The organism is Burkholderia sp. AU27893, assembly GCF_002223205.1.
Taxonomy (GTDB): domain Bacteria; phylum Pseudomonadota; class Gammaproteobacteria; order Burkholderiales; family Burkholderiaceae; genus Burkholderia.
Map to the genome: position 1 here is coordinate 129,880 of NZ_NKFD01000007.1, position 20,205 is coordinate 150,084.

The 20,205-nt window shown below is 62.4% G+C and carries 21 protein-coding genes; 9 read left to right on the top strand and 12 right to left on the bottom strand.

Features of this window, described 5'->3' with window-relative positions; translation table 11 throughout:
- From CFB47_RS39565 to CFB47_RS41020, 9 genes are all read right to left on the bottom strand, one after another.
- A complete protein-coding gene (locus tag CFB47_RS39565) occupies positions 1–1,101 on the bottom strand; it encodes a type II secretion system F family protein (RefSeq protein WP_089464377.1) in 1,101 nt (366 codons plus the stop codon).
- A complete protein-coding gene (locus CFB47_RS39570) occupies positions 1,098–2,753 on the bottom strand; it encodes an ATPase, T2SS/T4P/T4SS family (protein WP_143330929.1) in 1,656 nt (551 codons plus the stop codon). Before CFB47_RS39570 ends, CFB47_RS39565 begins: the two co-directional genes overlap by 4 nt.
- Entirely contained in the window at positions 2,750–4,015 is a 1,266-nt protein-coding gene (pilO2, locus tag CFB47_RS39575; RefSeq protein WP_089464379.1) for a type 4b pilus protein PilO2, read from the bottom strand. Before pilO2 ends, CFB47_RS39570 begins: the two co-directional genes overlap by 4 nt.
- Positions 4,015–4,557 carry a hypothetical protein gene (locus tag CFB47_RS39580; protein WP_143330930.1) on the bottom strand — a complete coding sequence of 181 codons (543 nt, stop codon included), beginning with the start codon at positions 4,555–4,557 and terminating at the stop codon, positions 4,015–4,017. The genes pilO2 and CFB47_RS39580 overlap by 1 nt, the downstream gene beginning before the upstream one ends.
- Before the next feature lie 11 nt (positions 4,558–4,568).
- A complete protein-coding gene (locus CFB47_RS39585) occupies positions 4,569–6,224 on the bottom strand; it encodes a hypothetical protein (protein WP_089464381.1) in 1,656 nt (551 codons plus the stop codon).
- Complete coding sequence (locus tag CFB47_RS39590; RefSeq protein ID WP_174990731.1) at positions 6,224–6,742, bottom strand: toxin co-regulated pilus biosynthesis Q family protein; 519 nt, start codon at positions 6,740–6,742, stop codon at positions 6,224–6,226. The genes CFB47_RS39585 and CFB47_RS39590 overlap by 1 nt, the downstream gene beginning before the upstream one ends.
- Positions 6,726–7,268 carry a TcpQ domain-containing protein gene (locus CFB47_RS39595; RefSeq protein ID WP_089464382.1) on the bottom strand — a complete coding sequence of 181 codons (543 nt, stop codon included), beginning with the start codon at positions 7,266–7,268 and terminating at the stop codon, positions 6,726–6,728. Before CFB47_RS39595 ends, CFB47_RS39590 begins: the two co-directional genes overlap by 17 nt.
- Positions 7,265–7,774, bottom strand: a complete 510-nt coding sequence (locus tag CFB47_RS39600; RefSeq protein ID WP_089464383.1) for a lytic transglycosylase domain-containing protein — start codon at positions 7,772–7,774, stop codon at positions 7,265–7,267. The genes CFB47_RS39595 and CFB47_RS39600 overlap by 4 nt, the downstream gene beginning before the upstream one ends.
- Positions 7,775–7,889: 115 nt before the next feature.
- Positions 7,890–8,240 (bottom strand): hypothetical protein, encoded by a 351-nt coding sequence (locus CFB47_RS41020; RefSeq protein ID WP_143330931.1) that lies wholly within the window; start codon positions 8,238–8,240, stop codon positions 7,890–7,892.
- 299 nt (positions 8,241–8,539) lie between these two features.
- On the opposite strand from CFB47_RS41020, the gene CFB47_RS39605 reads away from it, so the two are divergent.
- Entirely contained in the window at positions 8,540–8,950 is a 411-nt protein-coding gene (locus CFB47_RS39605; RefSeq protein WP_089464384.1) for a helix-turn-helix transcriptional regulator, read from the top strand.
- 13 nt (positions 8,951–8,963) lie between these two features.
- Here CFB47_RS39605 and CFB47_RS39610 read toward each other — a convergent pair whose 3' ends face one another.
- The gene (locus CFB47_RS39610) at positions 8,964–9,917 is read right to left on the bottom strand and encodes a PAS domain S-box protein (protein WP_089464385.1); all 954 of its coding nucleotides are present in this window, start codon (positions 9,915–9,917) and stop codon (positions 8,964–8,966) included.
- 50 nt (positions 9,918–9,967) lie between these two features.
- Positions 9,968–10,345, bottom strand: coding sequence for a hypothetical protein (locus CFB47_RS39615; RefSeq protein ID WP_089464386.1), 378 nt, complete (start codon positions 10,343–10,345; stop codon positions 9,968–9,970).
- 420 nt (positions 10,346–10,765) lie between these two features.
- Between CFB47_RS39615 and CFB47_RS39620 the strand changes: the two genes are divergently transcribed.
- The 4 genes from CFB47_RS39620 to CFB47_RS41530 all read left to right on the top strand — a co-directional run bounded on the left by CFB47_RS39620 (position 10,766) and on the right by CFB47_RS41530 (position 14,024).
- Positions 10,766–11,680, top strand: coding sequence for an SOS response-associated peptidase family protein (locus CFB47_RS39620; RefSeq protein ID WP_089464387.1), 915 nt, complete (start codon positions 10,766–10,768; stop codon positions 11,678–11,680).
- A 75-nt stretch (positions 11,681–11,755) separates the two neighbouring features.
- On the top strand, positions 11,756–12,472 hold the full coding sequence (imuA, locus tag CFB47_RS39625; RefSeq protein WP_089464388.1) for a translesion DNA synthesis-associated protein ImuA: 717 nt from the start codon (positions 11,756–11,758) through the stop codon (positions 12,470–12,472).
- Positions 12,393–13,871: a DNA polymerase Y family protein gene (locus CFB47_RS39630; protein ID WP_046544104.1), complete on the top strand. Its 1,479-nt coding sequence runs from the start codon at positions 12,393–12,395 to the stop codon at positions 13,869–13,871. Before imuA ends, CFB47_RS39630 begins: the two co-directional genes overlap by 80 nt.
- A 6-nt stretch (positions 13,872–13,877) precedes the next feature.
- Positions 13,878–14,024, top strand: a complete 147-nt coding sequence (locus CFB47_RS41530; protein ID WP_160311301.1) for a hypothetical protein — start codon at positions 13,878–13,880, stop codon at positions 14,022–14,024.
- Between the two features lie 40 nt (positions 14,025–14,064).
- On the opposite strand, the gene CFB47_RS39635 is transcribed toward CFB47_RS41530, so the two are convergent.
- The gene (locus tag CFB47_RS39635; RefSeq protein ID WP_007180429.1) at positions 14,065–15,756 is read right to left on the bottom strand and encodes a site-specific integrase; all 1,692 of its coding nucleotides are present in this window, start codon (positions 15,754–15,756) and stop codon (positions 14,065–14,067) included.
- Between the two features lie 143 nt (positions 15,757–15,899).
- On the opposite strand from CFB47_RS39635, the gene CFB47_RS39640 reads away from it, so the two are divergent.
- From CFB47_RS39640 to CFB47_RS39650, 4 genes are all read left to right on the top strand, one after another.
- Entirely contained in the window at positions 15,900–18,926 is a 3,027-nt protein-coding gene (locus CFB47_RS39640; RefSeq protein WP_007181927.1) for a Tn3 family transposase, read from the top strand.
- Positions 18,923–19,285: a hypothetical protein gene (locus tag CFB47_RS41535; RefSeq protein WP_156903410.1), complete on the top strand. Its 363-nt coding sequence runs from the start codon at positions 18,923–18,925 to the stop codon at positions 19,283–19,285. Before CFB47_RS39640 ends, CFB47_RS41535 begins: the two co-directional genes overlap by 4 nt.
- On the top strand, positions 19,282–19,545 hold the full coding sequence (locus CFB47_RS41540; RefSeq protein ID WP_007180432.1) for a hypothetical protein: 264 nt from the start codon (positions 19,282–19,284) through the stop codon (positions 19,543–19,545). The genes CFB47_RS41535 and CFB47_RS41540 overlap by 4 nt, the downstream gene beginning before the upstream one ends.
- 76 nt (positions 19,546–19,621) lie before the next feature.
- Entirely contained in the window at positions 19,622–20,194 is a 573-nt protein-coding gene (locus CFB47_RS39650; protein WP_007180433.1) for a hypothetical protein, read from the top strand.
- Positions 20,195–20,205 lie beyond the last annotated feature (11 nt).

Below are 20,205 nucleotides of genomic sequence, written 5' to 3' on the forward strand. Positions count from 1 at the left end.
TTACATCCCGGCCGAGTTCATCATGTTCTCGGTCAGCCCGTTGCTAGCGATCTGCACCAGTCCCATTACCGACAGCATCAGCCCCAGCGAGGCATAGCCGAGGATCGTGACCAGTGTCCGCAGTCGCTTTTCCAGCTTTGCCGCGTGCTCCGTTGCCAGCAGCTCCATCCTCTCAACGCCACCCTCTCCACCGTCGAGTCGACCAATCCGCTCAATCAAGTCCGGCGACGGAAAGTCCAACTTCGATTTGCGAAGCGCGTCGCCGAGTCGCTCGCCTTCGATGAGCGAGCGGTAGACAGGCCGCAACCGCGAGGCAAGCCACGGCGAAGCGTGGCGAATTTGCTGCGCAAGTGCGTTTGCCTGCGGAACACCGGCCTTCACTTGCGCGACAAACCCCAGGAGCCACGTGGTGCCTTGCAATTCCCTGTAGTACCTGAAGACAAAGAGATGGCGCTCCACCCATTGACGGCCTCGACCGGTCCACACAGGCAAGGCGCGGGTGGCAGCCACTCCGGCCGCAATCGCGCCAACCGCTGTAACGATCGGGCCTGCACCCGTTCCGAGCCAGCCAAACCAGTCCAGCAAATGTGTCAGCGTGTTCCAGTGCGTGCGCGGGACCAGGCTTTCAATTGCCGGCATCACTTCCGTGCCCAGCACATAAAAGAACGACTGCATCGCGCCAACGCAAACCAACGGTTCGAACACCGCGCCCCAGGCGGCCGATTGAATCCGCGTGACGCGTGCGCGCTCATCGAGAATCTGCTGCATTGCGGCTGCAAGGCCGCCGCTGTTCTTCTGCTCGCCAATCTCCAGAATGCTTCGCTCGACGGTGCCCACATCGGCGCCGAGCGCACGCACTAGCGACTCGCCGTCTTCAATCGTCCGCATTGCGCGGTGGACCCGTTGCGCGTCCGTCCGCTTTTTCCGACGTAGCAGGCTTTGCTGAAGATCCCGGAAGATCTCGAAGGGCGAGTCGCCTTGCGGCATCTGGTGGATCGCGTCCTCGTAGAACCGCGCACGCAGTTTCCACGGCAAGCTATGCACGCGCTGCGCAATGCGCCGCCGTGCAGACCACGGAAAGGAGAACGACTTACCGATCATGACATCAGCTCCTCGATGCTCGGCAGTCGCTCGTCGCGACGCGGCCTCAGTGCAATATGCGCGTGCGCGTCTGTCGGGTCGACCCGCCCGGCCAGGACGTGAGCAACGGCGTAGGCCAACATCGAATAGTCGGAGTCCGGACGCGCGTGATGAGCTCGCTTAACCTCAGCGATCGGGCGGTTCCGAACATCGGCCATCAGCAGCTCGTCAGTCTCGACAACTTCGGCGATCACCTGTCGCCCCGTCACGCCCCGACCGAGGCACGTCGGGCAGCCAGCACCACGGACATGCACTTGACTAATGCCTCCCCAGCTCAGGAGCGCGTCTACCACGTCCGGCGCTACCTCATGAGCCGAGGTGTCGAGGAGACGCACACGGCAGTCCGGGCAGAGCTGCGGAACAAGACGGACGCCAATGACACCGATCACCTGCTCGTGGTCGCACGTCTTAGCCTTGGCCAACTGGTGCGGATCCAGATCCTCAAGCCGCTGGAAGAATCGGAACGGGTCCGTCACGTGCGACGTCGTCAGCACCAGGCGCCCTGTCAGCGCTGCCTGGAGCGTAGCCGCCGCTTCTGCCGCCGTACGGATTTCCGCCATCAGCAAAATGTTCGGATCCATGCGCAACGTTTTGTGCAGCAGTTCGAGATACGTCATTCCATTCACTGGCAGCACGATCGCCCACGGCTTCTCAAACTCGGGCGGGTCTTCGATCGTGACCTGACGACGCCCTGGATAGCGCTCGGCGAGGTATTGCAGCAGATCGTCCATCGCCTGGGTCTTGCCACTGCCGACCGGGCCGGTGAAAGCGACAAGCCCGTGGGGCATGTGCCCGAGGCGTATGATTCTGGCGACCTGCGATTTCGGAAAACCGCGCCAGCGGATTCCGTTTATTGAGGTATCTGGGATCGCCGGCACCGTGAGCTGCAGAGCATGGATTGCCTCGGCCCGCGACATAGTACGTTTGGCGCCCGGCCGGCTCTGAAAGCGGGCAATCAGAAAGCCGCCACCGCTGTTTACCGGCTCGGCTGGTCCCCGGATGATTCGGACCGTCGACAATCCGGTACCCGCCAACTTATGACCGTCGATGAGCGCGTCCTGGAATTCCCGCGGAGCGAGCGAGGGCGGCTTGTTGCTCGCGAGGCCGTTGTAAATTGCCCCGACGAAGCGCGCCCCCTCCTCGGCTCGGAACGAGAACCGATTCGAAGTCATCAGGTCGCCATCGACACGGACCTGAACCTCCGTATGGTCCCGGCGCTGCAGCACATGCCCATCGCTGATCCCAGCCGCATCAACCAGCTTCAGCAGTAGCCGCGCCTCTTGCTGCATCGCGAGCGATAGGTCGTCACTGGCAGTGGTCGCGTGCTGGCGACGATGGCGCTCCAGCTCAGCCGCCGTAACAGACGTCACCGAGTACGTGATCGCCGACTCGTCGAGCCGTTGCAGCCAGGTCTGGAACGCAGCAGCGCTCTTGCTGCGCTGGTCGACATAGAGCGTCAATGAACCACCTTCACCCCCGGCACACACCACGTGCGAGAGCAAGTGCTCCGGAACCGTGAGCTCTGCGGGCGCTGCTGCGGGCGCGACCGACATGCGACCTGCCCCCGATGTCGTCGGGTCGAGCAATTTGAGGGTCGTTGCAAAGGGCTTCACGCGCGCGCTCCCGCCGGCACCGGCAACGATGTGGGTTGCTTGTTGGAGTCGGCCTGACGCGGCGTGCTCGTACGCGTGTAGAGCGCTCCTTGCACCGTCCACTGGGCCTTTCCCAAGTCGTACGAGATTCCATCGACACGCAGACCAGGCACTGCATCGAAGCCGGCTGCGTACAAAGTCCACGGTGCGGCAGGCAACGTGAAGACCGCAGACCGCGTGCGCCAGGGTAATGCCTCTTGCGCGGCGCTCGCCGGTGCCGGCCGCGCGGGCTCGGGCAATTCCAGGGAGAGCGAGTCGGTCTGAACCAACGCCCAGACGGCACGGCGACCAGCCTCGTCAAGGGCGGCTTCCGACATCGACACTGGCAGGTTTGCCGGCTGCGTCTTGATCTCGGTTGAATGGTCAGGGGTGGTCAACGCACCTGGTGCGCCCAGCGCCGTGCCACCCTCGCGGGTCCAGTCGGACGTCGTCGTGAGCGCGTCGCCCGTCGGAGCACACCGCCAAGCAGTCAGGGTCCATCCGCCGCGCGAAAGATCCTGTCCTCGCCATGCTGCTGCACATTCCGCGAACACGGTCGAGGGGGCCGGCAGCCTTGTCCACGGCGGGTTCGCGAGTTCTGCCTCGCGTTGCGCGCGCCGAGCCGCAGCTTGCGCCCGTTGCTTCGTAATCGTGATCAGGCGTTCCGCTGCGTCCTCTCGTTGCTGCCAGATCACAACGCCAGCGATTCCCATGGCACCGCACGCGACTACTGCGGCACCGAGCCACACTGCGAGTGGCACCGTCGCCTGCAGATCCGTCAGGCCACGCTCCGGAATGGTCAGGCCAACCATTTCGGCTAAGTCAGCCGCAGTGCCGTCATAGTCGCGCCAGCCGTCCTGCGCCCGCAGTGCATCGCGTGCAGCATCGACGTCAACGTGACTTCCGACGACGTCCCCGCCAGGAACGATCTCACCATCACGTACCGCGATTAACCAAGACACATCATCCGTCAGGCGATATACGCCAAGCCACGGCGACGCATGGTGCTCGGCGACACGGCTCGCGAGCGCGTGGATACGCGACGGCCACCGCGTACCGGGCGGCAACGCACCGTATCCGGCCTGGAACACGCCCGTCGACGTTTGGCGAACGAGGCCGTACCGACCGAGCCGCCGAGCGCGTTCGCGCAGCGCGGTCGACTTCGGACGCACCGGCTCGTGCTCCCATGTCAACCCGAGCGCGAAGCGGCCCGACGTGTCCGGTAAGGAAACGATCGCTACCATCAGAACTTCACCCAGCGGGTTTGCCGACCCTGCGCAAGCTGTACGCCATCCCGCGCGATGCGGGCAACGGTCCACCCGTTCTCGAGCGCGTCGCCGACCTTTACATCGTGTGTGACGTTGTTGATCACGAGCGTCGCCGTATTTCGGCCGTCGTACGAACCGACGCCGACCAGCGCAACGTCCGCGCTACGTCGAGCCACCGGCGGCAGTTCCCCCATCGGAATGCCAGCCGCCGTGGGGCCACCAGCGCCACCGAGGAGCTTCGGACGCTTTGCGTCATCCGCTGCTTGCCGGTTCTGCGCGATTTCTTTCTCGAGCGCGGTGATTTCCCGTTCCGCCTGCAAGAGCGGAATGCGTGCACGGGCCAGTGCCAAGGTGTCGCTGTCGGTTGACGCCGAGGCCGGCGCTACAGCGGAAGCCGGTTGCGAGGCAGTCGCGACGCCAGGCGCTTGCAGTGCTGCAGCATGTCCATGCAGCGCGAGGAGAAGCGCACCGGCGCCGGCGGCAAGCCGGCTTACGATTGTGGTGAGGTTGCGATTCATATCGTTCTCCCTCACAGCAGACGCGCGCTGATGACGACCGCGATGAACGTGTCGTTTCGTTGCGCGTCTGCACCGCCGCCAAGGATCGGAACCCAAGGCGAGCCGGCGCCATTTGCGCGGGTGGTCAGCGTCTGGTCCTGCATGCCGGTCAGCACGAGCGTTTCGCCCGGCTTGAGCGGCACGCTTTGCAGCAGCTGCGTGTCCTGCGTGATCGGATGCTGCACGCAATTCAGCCCTGAGCACCCGGGCGGGAAGAGCTGCATCTCCACCAGTTGCGACAAGGTGATATTGAAGTTCATCACGATCATGCCGTTGGTCAACTTCGGCACGAACCCGGCCGTAAAGCCTGTCGTGAGCGTTTCACTTTGCTGCGACGTGGTCGAACCAACGTTCGAAGCGAGCGTGCTCTGTGTCGACGGCGTGAAGCGCTGTTTGCGTGCATCCTGGAGCGAAAGCAGCTTGCCATTTTGCGTAATCCCCGCGCGCGACAGGACCTCGGTCACATCACCCAGTGCCGACAGCACCTGGAGCGCGCCCTTGGTGCCCGCGAGGGGACCCGTGAGAATGTTCGCGCCGAACGATGCAGGAGACGCACTGCCGGACACCGTAGGAGGCGCCACGCCAGTGATACCAGCGCTCGTATGGCCCGTTGCGTTCTTGTACGCGAGCGCGAGGCTGAGCCCGAGATTATCTTCGCGGGATTTCCGGACCACGTACACGCGCGCGTCGATTGCGATGCGCTTGAGGAACGACGCATTGAGGCTCTTGAAGAAAGCCTCAACGCGGTCACATTGAGGCGGTGTCCCGGTCACCGTGAGCATGCCAAGGTTCAGGTCAGCTACGACCTTCCCGCCATTCGAGATCGCCTCGGCTGTCTGCTGCAGGTTCTTCCACGGATCGATGGTAGCGGACTGCGACAGCTGCTGCCCGCTGTCACTTCCGGTCGAGCCGCTCGAACCGTTCGAGCTCGTCGAACCGGTGGACGACCCCGTGCCGCTCGATGAGTTGCTACCCGAGCCAGTCGAAATCTGGCCGCCCATCGACGCCGCCTCGGTAAGGCTTGGCAGCGGGAATACGCGGCTCTCGGTCCGGAAAAAGGTGATCACGCCATCTTGCGTACGCGACCAAACGTTGAAGCGATTGTTCTGTACCTCGAGGAAGCCGCCGAGATCGCCATCGTACGTAAGCATCTGGCCGGTTCGTGCCGCCGCAAGCGTCGGCGCTGCGTTCGACGTGATCGGCACCGCCTGGAGCGGACCTGTTGCCCCTGGGAATCCCGGCGGCAGCGGCGGCTGGACGCCCGCCGAGGGTGCGCTAACCTTTAGCGAGTTGCCTACCGGGAAATCATTGACGGACGAATCGATACGCGTCGGGATGCCCGTGGTCCGCGTGATCCACTGCGCAACCTCGGCGAGCGTGCCAGCTGGATAGCGATACGACACGCGCTTGTCGAGAAGCGTCGCCTGCGGTTTCCTGGCGACAATCTGTTCGCCCATCAGCCAGGGACCTTCGTGCATGCGAACCACCGGCCGCGCTTCCGTCGCGCGATCGAGATGCGCGCGGGTCGCATCGACCACCGCGTTCTGATCGTTTCGAACATCGCGAATCGCGCATGCTGACAGCAGGCAAGCAGTCAATACTGCAGCGCTAATACAAGTGAGCCGCATCAGTCGCTCCCTCCTTCATGCACGATGAAGGTCCGGTTGTCGGGGTAGCCGTCTGCGACGACATTCGCGCCGTTCGCAGCAAGGTCCTTGATTGCTCTGGTGGCAGCCGCCTTGAAGTCACCGTCGTAGGCTTGATCGTTGGGCACGATCCAGTCTGGCTCGACGTTCCACACCAACTTCCAGCCGGCCGACGTTGCCCATCCACGCAGTTGCGTTTCGATCGATTCGCCGCCGACAAGCTTGAACTGAGGTGTAGCCGGCGTTGGCAGCGGTACCGGTTCGGGAACAGCGGGCGTGAGAACGGCTTCCGCCGGCGACAACGAGTCGGCGGGTGCGATCGGGCTCGCTGCGGGTGCCGGTACCACTTCGGCAGTCGTATAACGCGGCAGATAGGGAACGAGATGCACGCCGTTGGACGCAAGTGCCGGCGTCGGCAACTCGTCCGCATGGACAGCGTCGACGCACAATGCGCACGCCAGGCACGTGGCGGCTCCCATCAGATCACCGAACTTGCGCATTGCTGGCTCCCTTCGCGGCCTGTGCGACTGCGGGTGCGGGTGCGATCGCCGCCGACAAATCGGATGCGTCCGCAACGATCCACGTCTTGCCGTCAGGCGTCCCGAGAATCGTCAACGGGTACCCGGCCTCGGTCAGAGCGTTGAGGATGGATTTCATTGCGGTCGGCAAATCACCCGCCACTCGGCTGTTGCCCGGCACCGGCACCTTGATAGCGGTCTGCCAGCGCAACGTAGCGCCTGCGTCAGTCGTCCATCGCGTCAAGGCCGTCTCCAGCGTCTGATCTGACGTACGGAGCTCGAAGCCAGGGCCGGCCGGTGCGGTGGCTGCAGAGGCAGCGTTGCCGCTCGACGCCTTCGCGGACTGTGCAGTCTGCAGCGGCAAGGGGCACACGCGGACGTAGCGGCCGGTCGTTTGGCGAGACACCGGCAACCAATCTGCAGAAGCGGTATTGCTACCAGCGCAGCCGCTCAGGACGATTGCGGTGATGCCGAAGGCGAACACGCGCGGGAAGAAGGACAGAGTCATTCGGCCTCCGCGGTCTGAACAGGCAGCGGGGCGATTTGAGCGGCGCTCGTGAATGCTTCGCGCGGCAGACGTCGATAGACGCGCAATGCGTAACGCGCACGCAGGCTCGGTGTCCGGGCATTGTATGCACCGACGCCGTTCCAGCTTACGCCGTAGGTCGCGAAATTCTGCGCGAGGATCCAGGCGCCAACGTAGGCGTTAGTGCAGGCGTCGAGTAGCGCCGCCCGATCGATGCCATAGCGGGCGAGTGTCGGCAGCCAGCTCGTGTTGATCTGCATGAGCCCGATGTCTTCGGACCCGTTGCGATTGACGTTGCGCGCGGAGGGATTGAATCCCGACTCGACCGATGCAATCGCCCGAACGAGATGCGGATTCAGATGCTGGTAGGCTGCGGCCGCGTCGATGCAATCGGCGCGCGCCGTTACTACCTGTAACGAATTCAGGGCAAGCACGCAGCCCCAAAGGATGGCAGTACGCGACCGATCGCGTACAATACCGATAGCCATGGTTATTCCTCATCTCGGAAGCTCGCTAAAGCCCCGTGGGTGGATCGCAAGTAACCTGGTCAGGTCGGCAAGGGTGTTGACGCACCCTTGCCGACCGCTACTACCTCTTCCTGCCTTACTTCCCTTCTTCTCCCTGCAGTCCGCCGTTTTGAGCCGATTCCGGCCCGGCAGCAAATTTCACTTTTATTTCGGACAACTGCGGACACGTTTCTTTCAGCACGCCCATCACTCGATCAAAGTCGCGCCATGTGCGTTGCTTGCCGCGCTGACCTTGGAGGGTGAACAGCTTCTCTTGCTCGAAGAGGAAAACCTGAACTATCCACAGTGGGCGGCCCTCTTCGACGATCTCAACAACCCAGATTTCACATTTCTCCCCTGTTCGGTATGCGAAAGCCAGTTCTTGCAGTGATATGCCTGGCATCCTTCCCCTCTTCCTTCTGAGGCGTAAAAGGGAAAGTATCGCCATGACTCCGTTCGAAGATCGCTACTCGTTGTAAAGTATACAAACTTTTCGGAAAGTTTATAACTTTTATCCTACGCCGATTCATCAGACATAGCAACAACGATTCGACCTGGAAACAACAAATCTCTGCGGGAAATCCCGCACTTTCGGTGCGCAGGGGAGTGTCATCCGTGCCGCCTGAAGCGGTCGTGTCAACGATCTAGAACCTTGATTACAGATCGCTCAACAATAGTCATAAAATACACCAATTACGGTTGAATAACAACCATAATTAAGGTATTTCGATAGGCTATCTTACGCGCATGGACAATTCTAATCAGGGCCAGGGCCGGACCCCGTTCGGAGAGCGCCTTCTGGCTGCCAGGCGCAGAAAGGGCCTCTCGCAGAAGCAAGTCGAAGCGCGCGTAGGCATATCGCAAAGCAACCTGGGGGCATTGGAGACGAAGGGCACGGGCTCGGCCTTCACGGTCGCGCTCGCCTTGCTCTATGGCGTGAGGCCCGAGTGGCTCGCGATGGGTAAAGGCCCCATGGAAGGTGCGGCACCCATACCCGACTGGCTCAGCGACCTCACCGAGCGCGAGCTCGAGGCAGTGCGCCACTTCGCGGCCGGCTTGGTCGCGGCACGACAGATCCACGGATATAAGTCCCGCACGAGAGGCATGGAGCCACCAACGCTACCATCGCCAGATGCCCCCATCGACCAAGCCGACTGAACACCACCACGAATTAACGAGGTGCCGCTCGCACTTCCGCCGAGAATCCGGTGCTGATCGCGTCATGCAACTCGTACGCGTCTTGAACCGCGCGAGCAGCTAACCGTTGCGCCTGCAACACAATCCTCGGATCGATGGCGCCATCCTCCATCGAAGCCAACAACGTCGACGCCCCATTCGCGAGAGCAGCCCAATCGACTATCCTGGCCGTCAGCGCGCGCAAGTAGGCACCGTTGGCCACAGCTGCCTCGGCACCGGCATCATCTGGCACGCCGGCCCCGATCTCATCGATAAGTTCTGCGCCCGAGCAAAGGATGAACTCCGGCTCGCCGCTTTGCACGGACGGGACAAATCGATTTCGAAACAAGAACGGACGCGCCCCACCGACCGTATTGATCAACCTCCGGACGTCGTGGATGCTGCCCTGCTCAAAGAAACGCGAGATGTTGGTTCGCGACTCGTTGGCGGCAGCTCCGGACATGAAGAGCTCTTGTGCATTCTCGCCAATCACGTCCTCTTCTCGATATCCGGTGTACTCCTCTGCCCGCCGGTTGAATCGATGGATCGTGCCGCGCTTGTCCAGGACCACGAGGATTGCGTTGGTCTCGGATACCAGCCCCTCCGAAAACGCCATTGCGCGCATCGTGATACTGGCGACCGACTCGGGATCCCAAAGCGAAGCTGCAATCCCCGCCCACTCGTCGGCACGAATCCTCTTCCCGACCAGATACAGGTCGACGTGCTCGCCGTAAATTGGGAGGTTCAGCGTCACCATCGACGTTGCGCCAGTCAACCCTCGAATCCGTTCAGCCTCACGACCCGTCATGTGAATGGGGATCGCTGGCCCGTCCAGCTCGTCACCGGTCGCAGACAGTGTCAGTACATGGTCATGATTGGAATATCGCCAAATTGGCGTCGGGGTCCCAAAGTGATTCTTGAGCCCCGCAAAAATGGTCTTCTCACTCATTGCACACCCACAGCTTGTAACCACCTACATTGCCAAACCGAGATCACCCTCTAACCAGCACGACGTACTGGGAACTTCACGACATTGCTGGCCGCTCGCTCTTCCCACGAGGAGACCATCGATACGTTCGGCACGAAGATCGGATCGACTGAGGCGATCCCTCGCCAAATTCGATCCGTGATCCTCTTCCCCACCAGGTAGAAAGCCAGCGGCTCTCCGGAAATCGTGATCCTGCAGCTCGTTTTCGTCACGTCGTTACCGAAGGCACGCACCTGTGCTGCCTGGTCTCGATCCAACTCCGCTGCAATACTTATCACGCCCTGGCTCTCACCGAAGCCGATGACGTTACTGTCATCGGTCAGCGTCCATACGGGACACGCCTTCCCAGTGCGCAGCAAAAAAAAATCCTCAACCCCGAAGCCAGTCATCTAACGCCCTTATTTGATTAGCTATTCAAACTAAACAACATAAGCAAATCACATGCTCATCGCTGCAATGGTGCAGCACGCTTGCTCAGAAGAGCCTAGCCGCACAACATGCAATCCGTATATCGGCGCAAGAAGTCGGCAACTTTAGGGCAGGCTTGAAAAAGATTCGTGTCGTTGAGTCGGGGGTGACGCGCATAGGTGCGTGCAGTATCCGACACTTTGGGTTCTTTCGCTGTGCGGAGCAAAATGCTGTTGGGTTGTGACGTTTTCGTGAATCCGTTTTCGTGCGCGTTCGAGCAAGGCTCGCGAAAGACCAGGTCACATGTCTGCACCGACCAGCGTCTCTCAAGTTCTGCTCGTCGGCAATTATCGAAACGTGGGGTAGGCTCTAGCTGAACCGTTGCCCATGAGGAGACAGCAATGTGCTACTCGGCCAAAATCCAAGCCAACTACCGGGAATACGTCCGACGCTATGGCGCCGATATGGACGTCGAGACGTTCAGGCGCATCTTCTTCGCGCGCGCGTCCGGCGCCGACATCAAGATCCCGAAGGCGGTCGATGCAGCATTCTCCGGCTCGGCCGACGACGGGATCTCGGCTGCGATCGCCGAATATCGGACGCATCGAACCCGCAAGCTTGAGACAGATCTGTTCGAGCAGCGCACGCGGCTGGCGGCCGCCGAGAAGAAGCTGACCGAGAAGGTCACGAAGAAGGCCAGCGAGGACGTCCGGATCGCCACGGACAAGATCGAGGCGGCAACGCGCGGGCTCGACGACCTTCGCCGGCAGGACCTGCAGGAGCGTGATTCGCGGATCTTCCCCGGGTGGTATGCGCCCGTGGTGATCGAGCTCGACGGCAAGCGCCTGATCGTGCCGATGCGGTATCGATGCCGTATTCCAGGCTGGACCGAGGCGGACGAGAAGCAAAAGAATGGAAGCTATAACGCTCGGGTCGACTCGCTCAGTACCGCCTGGCGGAAGGTTTTCGGCTTCACGCATGGCCTCGTGCTCGTCGACACGTTTTTCGAAAACGTGAAGCGCGACGGCCAGAACGTCGTGCTTCGCTTCGATCCGACACCGCCGCAACACATGCAGGTCGCCTGCCTGTGGACGCGCACCGAGATCCCTGGCGCCGACGACTTGTGGTCGTTTGCGGCGATCACCGACGACCCACCGCCGGAAGTGGCGGCAGCTGGCCACGATAGGTGCATCGTCCCCATCAAGTCGTCGAACGTGGACGCTTGGCTCGCTCCGGATCCGTCCCGCCGCGCGCAGCTCCGCGAAATACTCGCCGATCGCGAGCGGCCCTACTACGAGCATCAGTTGGCGGCGTAAACGACGGGGGGGTTGGAGGGGCGGCAATCTCTAGCATATACTGTATAAACATACAGTGTTTGTGAAACTGACCCCATGCACCACGCCCTCGCCCATCCTGAAGTCATCCACCCGGCCCTTTGGCGTGCCAGCCAGCTGGCGCGCTCGAGTGCGCGCGGCGTTGACACCGGCCATCCGGAACTGACGGCCGAACTTCCAGGCGGCGGCTGGCCGGCCGGCGCGCTCATCGAACTGCTCGCGCCGCAACCTGGCATCGGCGAGCTTCGGCTGCTGGCGCCGGTGCTCGCGCGCGCGGCCGGCAAGCCGGTCGTGCTGATCCAGCCGCCGCACGCTTTGCAACCGCTGGCGCTCGCGTACTGGGGCATTGACCCGTCCGGGTTCGTGACGCTGCCGGCACCGCGCACGGCCGACGCGCTGTGGGCTGCGGAACAGGCGCTGCGTGCCGGCACATGCGCTGCCGTGTTGCTTTGGCAGCCGCACGTCCGTGCGGACGCATTGCGGCGGCTCAACCTGGCCGCGCAGAGCGGCCAAGCCCTGTTCTACCTGTTCCGGCCGGCGGCCGCCGCGCGCGACGCGTCTCCGGCACCTTTGCGGCTTGCGCTGGCGCCCAAGCGTGACGGCATCGACGTCACGTTCGTGAAGCGCCGCGGACCGGCACGCGACATGCCGCTGTTCGTCCCCTTGTCACCCTCCCCCATTCTGTTGAACCGCCATGCCCGTGTGGATCGGCGTGCATCTGCCGCACCTCAACCTCGAAGTGTTCCGGCCGCGATCGCCGGCGCCGTCGCCTGACGATGCGCGCGGGCTCGTCGTGCTCGAGGGCGGCCGCGTCGTGGCGCTCGATCGCGCCGCGCGTGCGCTCGGCGTGGTCGCCGGCATGCGCCGAGGTGGCGTGCTGTCGCTCGCGCCGGACGCGCAGATCCGCGAGCGCGACGCCGCGCGCGAGCGCGAGCTCGTGCTCGGGGTTGCTTATGCGCTCCTGCAGTTCACACCGAGCGTCGTCGACGCGGAGGAAGCCGTCGTGGTGCTCGACGTGACGGCGAGCCTGCGCCTCTTCCACGGCATCCGCGCGCTGCGCCAGCGCGTGCGCGACGTCGTCGCCTCGTTCGGTGTCACCGCGGCGATATCCGTCGCGTCGTCGGGTCCGGCCGCGTGGATGGTCGCCCGCGGCCTTCGCGGCGGCCTCGCGTTGTCTGCGCGATCGCTGCGCCGCGCACTCGCGCGCGTGCCGCTCGTCGTGGCGCCGGACGCCCGGCGCTATGCGAACTGGTTCGAGGATCTCGGCTGCGAAACGCTCGCCGATCTGCAGCGCTTGCCGCGCGCCGGGCTGAAGAAGCGGTGCGGCACGCAGTTGCTCGACTGGCTCGACCAGGTCGCCGGCACCGCGCCGGCCGCCTACGACTGGCTCGAAATGCCGCCGTCGTTCGACACGCGCGTCGAGCTGATGGACCGCGTCGAGCACGCCGAGGCGCTGCTGTTCGTCGCACGCCGGCTGATCCTGCAGCTGACGGGCTGGCTTACCGCGAAGCAGCTGGACGTCGCGGCGTTCGCGTTGCTCCTCGAGCACGAGCGCGGGCGGGATGCGATCGCGCCGACCGAGATTGAGATCGCGTTGGGCGCCCCTACCCGCTTCGAGGAACACCTGACACGGCTCGTCAAGGAACGGCTCGGCCACGTCGAGCTCGCCGGGCCCGTGATTGCGGTGCGCCTGGTCGCCCGCAGCGTGCAGGAAGCGGCCGCGCCGAGCGATTCCCTGTTTCCGGAGCCCGGCGGTACACCGCAGGATCACGCGCGGCTGCTTGAGCTGCTGACTGCGCGGCTCGGTGCCGAGAACGTGCTCGTCCCGGCTCCCATGGCCGACTACCGTCCGGAGCCGGCCGCCCGATGGGTGCCGATGCGCGACGCGCCGAAGCCATCGCCGCTGCCGGCGGATCTGCCGCGCCCGGCCTGGCTGCTTGCCAAGCCGGTGCCGCTGCTCACGCGCCAGCATCGGCCGTTCTACGGCACGCCGCTGCGCATGGTATCGCCCGGCGAGCGCATCGAAGGCGGCTGGCAGGATGGGCAGACCGTGACGCGCGACTACTTCGTCGCCGAGGACGACAACGGCATCTGCTACTGGATCTACAAGGAGCGGCCGACGGCCAGCGACGAGAGCGAAGCGCGCTTCTTCCTGCACGGCCTGTTCGGTTGATCCGTCATGAACGCCGGCAATTTCGGCGCCCTGCCCGCCTACGCGGAACTCGAAGTGGCCTCCGATTTCTCGTTCTTGCACGGCGCGTCGCGCGCGGAGGAATACGGGGTTCTACGCCGGAACCCCAGAAAATTCCGTCATTCCACATTGTGAACGTCAATCGGTTTGTTGCCTGACGTGCCGAGCGAGTAACTCAGTCGGTAAATGCCTGCCCGAACTGCCGTGCCCGCTTTACATCGTCGGTATGCAAGTAAATCGACGTGGTCGAAATCGACGCGTGACGCAGGTTATCTCGTACGGCGCTCAGCTCAACCCCTCTGGCGATCGCGTGGGTCGCATGGGTGTGCCGCATCCAGTGCGGAGAGGCCCGATGCAGCTTTTCAGCCAGCACCGGATGGTCGTTCTTGATAATCTGCGCGACGAGCCGAAAAAACCGGCGCATGACTTCCCACAGCCGCAAGGGCTTGATGCCGGCATCGGCGTCGTCAAGGCTGCCAATCAGGGACGTGGTCGGATTCCAGTGAGCACGGCTGACAGGAAGCCCCCGCTCCTGCAGATATCGGTCCAGCGCTGTGCGCGCTAGGGGTGTCAGGGTAACGCGGGCTGGCTTGCCGCCCTTGCCGACCACGTGCAGCCAGTGATCACCGGCTGCGTCGACTTCGATGCTGCGCAGTGTGGCGTCAGCCAGTTCGCTGATCCGCAGTCCCGTTGCGTAGCCGAAATCCAGCATGAACCGCAACCGTTGCGCAGCGGGCGCCTGCCAGCCGTACGACCACTCGAGCCCGTTGGCGATGGTGCGCGTCAGCATCCATTCTCCTTCGGTGAAAGCGTGCGAGGTTTCAAGAGCCATGGCGCGCTTGCTGCCGCGTACCTTGATGCCGGAGAATGGGTTGGCCACGACGTAGCGCTGCTCGACCAGCCAGCGGAACATGGCGCTGAGCACGGCAAGCGCATGCGCAATCGAACGGGCCGAGAGGTTGTCGACAAACGGGCGCCAGTCCGTTGATGTGCGCGGCCGCGGTGGCCCGACCCAGCGTTCTCGCGGTGTAGGTCTGCGCAGAAACGCCCTGTAGTCGGTGGCATCCCGGGTGGTCAGCGAAGACAGCGCCTTGCCGCGAGCAACGATGCCCCAGAGAATCAGCCGTTCGGCTTCCTTGCGGTAGGCCCGCTGCGTGGCCGGGGATTCGTGCAACGCGAGCCATGCCTGGATAGCGTCGTAATCGTTGTCGACGCCGAGGATGCAGGCCGACACCGGTGCGCGGAAGGCGCCGGCGGATCCGTCGATCTCGTGCGGTAGCCGTAGTTGCTCCCAAGGCGTCACGACTGACTGCCGATCCGCGATGATCAGTGCGCGGGCCCGCTCCGTGAGCGCCGGGTACGCGGCAAAGAAGGCCTCGATCCTTCTTGCACTGGCCGGCCCGAGACCCGGAATGACGGTCCACCACTGCCGGCGACGCGGAATCCGTACCGTGAGATCGGCCAGGGTCCGGATGCCGGCCGCGTGCAGGGTGCGGGCAGCGCGATTCGGCAGCCAGTGCGCAATGTCGTCGCCGATCTGCGGAGCTGGCGCAGGCATGATGCGCAGTAGCTCGACAGCCTGCGTGGTGGCGCGCGCATGATGCATACGCTTTTGGGCCGGGCATTCGAACAGCGTGGCCAGATCTGCCCGCTGTCGGTTACGGGCATAAAGTGCCAGTTGCCGGCGGATCTGGCCGATGACGCCGCGGGCTGACTGGCTGTGGCTGAGCCGATCTTGCATGTACCGGTGTGCCGCCTCACGCGAGGATGCGCCCTCGTACCAGGCACGCAGCGCTGCCAGTGCATCAGCATCAGGAAAGTCGGTCGGGATGTCGGCGGCGGACGGGCTCGTGGGGCGCGTTTTCATGTCATCGAGTTTAATATGGAAACAATGCCACAGAGATAATAAAGCTTATCTCTGTAGAATGCGGGAGTTCAATATTTCTGTCGTACCCCATGTCGTGATATCACAAAATTGAAGGATCTGACGTTGCGTGGAGAGGATGGTCGATGATCAACAAGAATAAGCTGCTCAGCGTCTTTTCCGACGCCGAACAGGAAGCCCTGTATGGCCTGCCTGATTTCGACGATGCGCAGCGGCTGGAATACCTGGCATTGACCGAATCCGAACTGGCGCTCGCCAGTAGCCGGCCCTCCATACCCGCGCAGGTCTATTGCATCTTGCAGATTGGCTACTTCAAGTCCAAGCACGCCTTCTTCCGCTTCGATTGGGACGAGGTTGAGGACGATTACGATTTCGTGTTGAGCCGCTATTTCCACGGCGAGCCGTTCGAACGCAAGCCGATCACCCGGCACGAGTACTACGCCCAGCGCGAACAGATCGCTGAACTGTACGGCTATCGACCGTGGGTGGCCGCCTTCCTGCCGCAACTCATGCAGCAGGCCGCGCAGATCGTACGTCGCGACGTGACACCGGGATTCGTCGCCGCCGAGCTCATCGTGTGGCTCAATGAGCACAAGATGATCCGGCCCGGCTACACGACCTTGCAAGAGCTAGTCAGCGAAGCCCTGTCCGTCGAACGTCGGCGGCTGGGCGACCTGCTCACCGGCGTATTGGACGAATTGACCCAAACCGCGCTAGACCAACTTCTGGTGCGCGATGATACTCTGTCGAAACTGGCGGCGCTGAAACAGGATGCCAAGAATTTCGGCTGGCGTCAGATGGTCCGCGAACGCGAAAAGCGCGGCACGCTGCAGCCGTTGCACGAAATCGCCAGGACGCTGCTGCCCCGGCTGGATATCTCGCAGCAGAACGTGCTGTACTACGCAAGCCTGGCGAACTTCTATACCGTCCACGACCTGCGCAACCTGAAGGCGGATCAGGCGCAGCTCTACCTGCTGTGTTACGCCTGGGTGCGCTTCCGACAGCTCACCGACAACCTGGTCGATGCGATGGCCTTCCACATGAAGCAGCTCGAGGAAGAAAGCAGCGCGGGCGCGAAACAGTCACTCATCGCCGAGCAAGTAAAACGCCATCGGGAAACGCCGCAGATCGGCCGCCTGTTGTCGCTCTATGTGGACGACAGCGTAGCCGATCCGACGCCGTTCGGCGAGGTGCGTCAGCGCGCCTATAAAATCATGGCCAAAGATGTGCTACAAAACACGGCGCAACGCATGACGGTCAAGCCGCTGAGTCAACTGGCACTACACTGGTTGGCGGTGGACGGCCTAGCCAAACGTATTCGCCGTCACCTGCGCCCCTTGTACGTCGAGCTCGACTTCGTCGGCACCTCCCCAGACAACCCGTGGCTCGCGGCGCTGGCTTGGGTCAAGGGGGCCTTCGCCAAACAGCAGCGCCTGTCACAACGACCGCTCGCCGAATGTCCCGCGGCCACGCTGCCGAAGCGCCTGCGACCGTACCTGCTGATCTTCGGCGCTGATGGTCAGCCGACCGGTTTGCACGCCGATCGCTACGAATTCTGGTTGTACCGCCAGATCCGGAAGCGCTTCCAGTCGGGAGAGATCTATCTCGACGACAGTCTGCAACATCGTCACTTCTCCGACGAGCTTGTTTCGATGAACGAGAAGGCCGACGCGCTGGCGCAGATGGAGATCCCGTTCCTGCAGCAGCCAATCGATGCCCAACTCGATGCGTTAGCGGCCGAGTTGCATGCACAATGGCTGGCCTTCAACCGAGAGCTGAAACAGGGCAAGCTTACGCACCTGGAATACGACAAGGATACGCAGAAGCTGATTTGGCGCAAACCGAAAACCGAGAACCAGAAGGTGCGTGAGCAGGCATTCTACGAGCAACTGCCATTCTGCGATGTTGCCGACGTGTTCCGCTTCGTCAACGGCCAGTGCCAGTTCCTGTCGGCGCTGACGCCATTGCAGCCGCGCTACGCGAAGAAGGTAGCGGACGCCGATAGCCTGATGGCGGTTATCATCGCTCAGGCAATGAACCATGGCAACCATGTCATGGCGCGCACCAGCGACATTCCGTACCACGTTCTGGATAGCACCTACCAGCAGTATCTGCGTCAGGCGACGCTGCATGCGGCCAACGACTGCATCAGCAACGCCATCGCCGCGCTGCCGATCTTCCCGTACTACTCGTTCGATCTCGATGCGCTGTACAGCGCCGTCGATGGGCAGAAATTCGGCGTCGAGCGACCGACCGTGAAGGCGCGTTACTCGCGCAAATACTTCGGACGAGGCAAAGGCGTCGTCGCCTACACGCTGCTGTGCAATCATGTCCCGTTGAACGGCTACCTAATCGGCGCGCACGAGTACGAGGCGCATCACGTGTTCGACATCTGGTATCGCAACACGTCGGATATAGTGCCGACTGCGATCACCGGCGACATGCACAGCATCAACAAAGCCAACTTCGCTATCCTGTATTGGTTCGGGTTGCGCTTCGAGCCTCGCTTCACAAACCTCGATGACCAGTTGCAGGAATTGTATTGTATCGACGACCCGGCGCTGTACGAGAAATGCCTGATTCAGCCGATCGGACAAATCGATCGGCAGCTCATCACCAGTGAGAAGACAAATATCGATCAGATCGTCGCCACGCTGGGCCTCAAAGAGATCACGCAGGGCTCGCTGATCCGCAAACTATGTACGTACTCGCAGGAAAACCCGACACGTCGCGCGATTTTTGAGTTCGATAAGCTCATTCGTACCATCTACACGTTGCGTTACCTGCGCGACCCGCAGCTCGAGCGAAACGTGCATCGCTCCCAAAACCGCCTCGAGTCTTACCATCAGCTTCGTTCGACCATCGCCCAGGTCGGCGGCAAGAAGGAATTGACCGGCCGCACCGACATCGAAATCGAGATCAGCAACCAGTGCGCCCGGCTGATCGCCAACGTCATCATTTTTTACAACTCGGCGATTCTGTCGCATCTACTGACGAAATGGGAGGCCAGTGGCAACGCCAAGGCGCTGGCGCGGCTTACGCAGATATCACCGGCAGCCTGGCGGCATATCCTTTTGAACGGGCACTACACTTTTCAAAGCGACAACAAAATCGACCTGGACGCGCTCATTGCAGGGCTCGAATTGGAGTGATCGAATTTTCGGCGGTTCTGGCTTGGAATCCCTTATTCCTGTTACGGTGGAATACGATGCCACAACCAGGTAATCCTTTACCCCCAGCCGTGGTCAACACCTGGCGACTGAGCGTCGGCACGTCGCTGTTCGTGATCGATATCCTGGCCGACGGCAGCTGGCGACCGGCGTATATTGCGCCAAAGCGGCTGGGTGGCTGGACGATGGATGTGTTGCCGAACATGCCGCCGACGTTAGTCGATATCGCTCCCTCGGTACGCACCTGGGCGCGACAGTACGGCGCGAATGTAACGAACCGGCGCACGCCGGCGCGCCGGTTTCCCGCGCAAACCGCTTCTTCGAACAGGACGCCAGAATGAACATGCTGAAACGTCGTCTCGATGCGACAGACGAAAAGCTGCAGGAGCTGAAAACAGCCCGCAAAGCGGCAGCTAAGGCGCAGCGCCAGCAGGTCAAGCAAACGCGCGCGGATCGCGAGCGAAAGATCATGCTGGCCGGCGAGGCGTTGCTGCGGCGTGTCGATCGCGGCGAGTGGGATGAAGCCGATTTCCGCGCGATGATGGACGATTATCTGTCGCGGCCCGCCGATCGCGCGCTGTTCGAGCTCGACGATGTATAGCCTTTGATGTTCGACGTCGACGCACCGCACAGCCAGGTCGGCAAATGTTGATTTGATTCACGATGAAGGATGCCCGATGCTGCCAACGCTCCGCATGAACCGGAATTTTGTCGAGGCCTTGCTGGCCGAGCGCGCGCCCTGCTTTGCGATGGGACTCGTGGCCGAGGGCCAGACGCACTATGCTTGCCTGGCACTGCGGCCGGTGGATGACATTCCGAACGACGTAACACGCAGCGGTTTCAACTTTGGCCACTCGATACGCGGCACCGACGACTTCGAGGTCGTACACTTCGGCTTAGAGTTTTACGGCTACCGCATCTTCAATGCGCTGATCAATCCGAGCAACTTCATCGCCAGGACAATCCTGTCGCACATGGTCGACACGAAGGCGTTTTTCTTCTTCGCGGTCAACCCGTCAGGCGGTGTGACGGTGTTCAAGTCCGGCATCGGTGAATGCAGCCTGGACAGCATCGAGTCTAATCTCGAGCGGATACTGCGCTCGAGCACGTCCGATGCTCAGTACGACGCGGCGCTGACAACGTTCAGCGACCATCCAGATCCGGTCGGGCCGATGCTGCACTGGGTTTGCCGGGACTGCGAAGATTGTCTCGACCTGTCCCACAATGTAATCGAACTGGGCCCCGCGTAACGGTCCTGATG

What these genes read in the sequence shown, in the direction of transcription:
- imuA (WP_089464388.1), top strand. Translation starts at nt 11,756, where the DNA reads ATGCACCACGCCCTCGCCCATCCTGAAGTCATCCACCCGGCCCTTTGG.
- CFB47_RS39635 (WP_007180429.1), bottom strand. Translation starts at nt 15,756, where the DNA reads ATGAAAACGCGCCCCACGAGCCCGTCCGCCGCCGACATCCCGACCGAC.
- CFB47_RS39610 (WP_089464385.1), bottom strand. Translation starts at nt 9,917, where the DNA reads ATGAGTGAGAAGACCATTTTTGCGGGGCTCAAGAATCACTTTGGGACC.
- CFB47_RS39600 (WP_089464383.1), bottom strand. Translation starts at nt 7,774, where the DNA reads ATGGCTATCGGTATTGTACGCGATCGGTCGCGTACTGCCATCCTTTGG.
- CFB47_RS41540 (WP_007180432.1), top strand. Translation starts at nt 19,282, where the DNA reads ATGAACATGCTGAAACGTCGTCTCGATGCGACAGACGAAAAGCTGCAG.
- CFB47_RS39605 (WP_089464384.1), top strand. Translation starts at nt 8,540, where the DNA reads ATGGACAATTCTAATCAGGGCCAGGGCCGGACCCCGTTCGGAGAGCGC.
- CFB47_RS39565 (WP_089464377.1), bottom strand. Translation starts at nt 1,101, where the DNA reads ATGATCGGTAAGTCGTTCTCCTTTCCGTGGTCTGCACGGCGGCGCATT.
- CFB47_RS39585 (WP_089464381.1), bottom strand. Translation starts at nt 6,224, where the DNA reads ATGCGGCTCACTTGTATTAGCGCTGCAGTATTGACTGCTTGCCTGCTG.
- CFB47_RS39640 (WP_007181927.1), top strand. Translation starts at nt 15,900, where the DNA reads ATGATCAACAAGAATAAGCTGCTCAGCGTCTTTTCCGACGCCGAACAG.
- pilO2 (WP_089464379.1), bottom strand. Translation starts at nt 4,015, where the DNA reads ATGGTAGCGATCGTTTCCTTACCGGACACGTCGGGCCGCTTCGCGCTC.
- CFB47_RS39615 (WP_089464386.1), bottom strand. Translation starts at nt 10,345, where the DNA reads ATGACTGGCTTCGGGGTTGAGGATTTTTTTTTGCTGCGCACTGGGAAG.
- CFB47_RS39595 (WP_089464382.1), bottom strand. Translation starts at nt 7,268, where the DNA reads ATGACTCTGTCCTTCTTCCCGCGCGTGTTCGCCTTCGGCATCACCGCA.
- CFB47_RS39650 (WP_007180433.1), top strand. Translation starts at nt 19,622, where the DNA reads ATGCTGCCAACGCTCCGCATGAACCGGAATTTTGTCGAGGCCTTGCTG.
- CFB47_RS39630 (WP_046544104.1), top strand. Translation starts at nt 12,393, where the DNA reads ATGCCCGTGTGGATCGGCGTGCATCTGCCGCACCTCAACCTCGAAGTG.
- CFB47_RS39620 (WP_089464387.1), top strand. Translation starts at nt 10,766, where the DNA reads ATGTGCTACTCGGCCAAAATCCAAGCCAACTACCGGGAATACGTCCGA.
- CFB47_RS39580 (WP_143330930.1), bottom strand. Translation starts at nt 4,557, where the DNA reads ATGAATCGCAACCTCACCACAATCGTAAGCCGGCTTGCCGCCGGCGCC.
- CFB47_RS41530 (WP_160311301.1), top strand. Translation starts at nt 13,878, where the DNA reads ATGAACGCCGGCAATTTCGGCGCCCTGCCCGCCTACGCGGAACTCGAA.
- CFB47_RS41020 (WP_143330931.1), bottom strand. Translation starts at nt 8,240, where the DNA reads ATGGCGATACTTTCCCTTTTACGCCTCAGAAGGAAGAGGGGAAGGATG.
- CFB47_RS39590 (WP_174990731.1), bottom strand. Translation starts at nt 6,742, where the DNA reads ATGCGCAAGTTCGGTGATCTGATGGGAGCCGCCACGTGCCTGGCGTGC.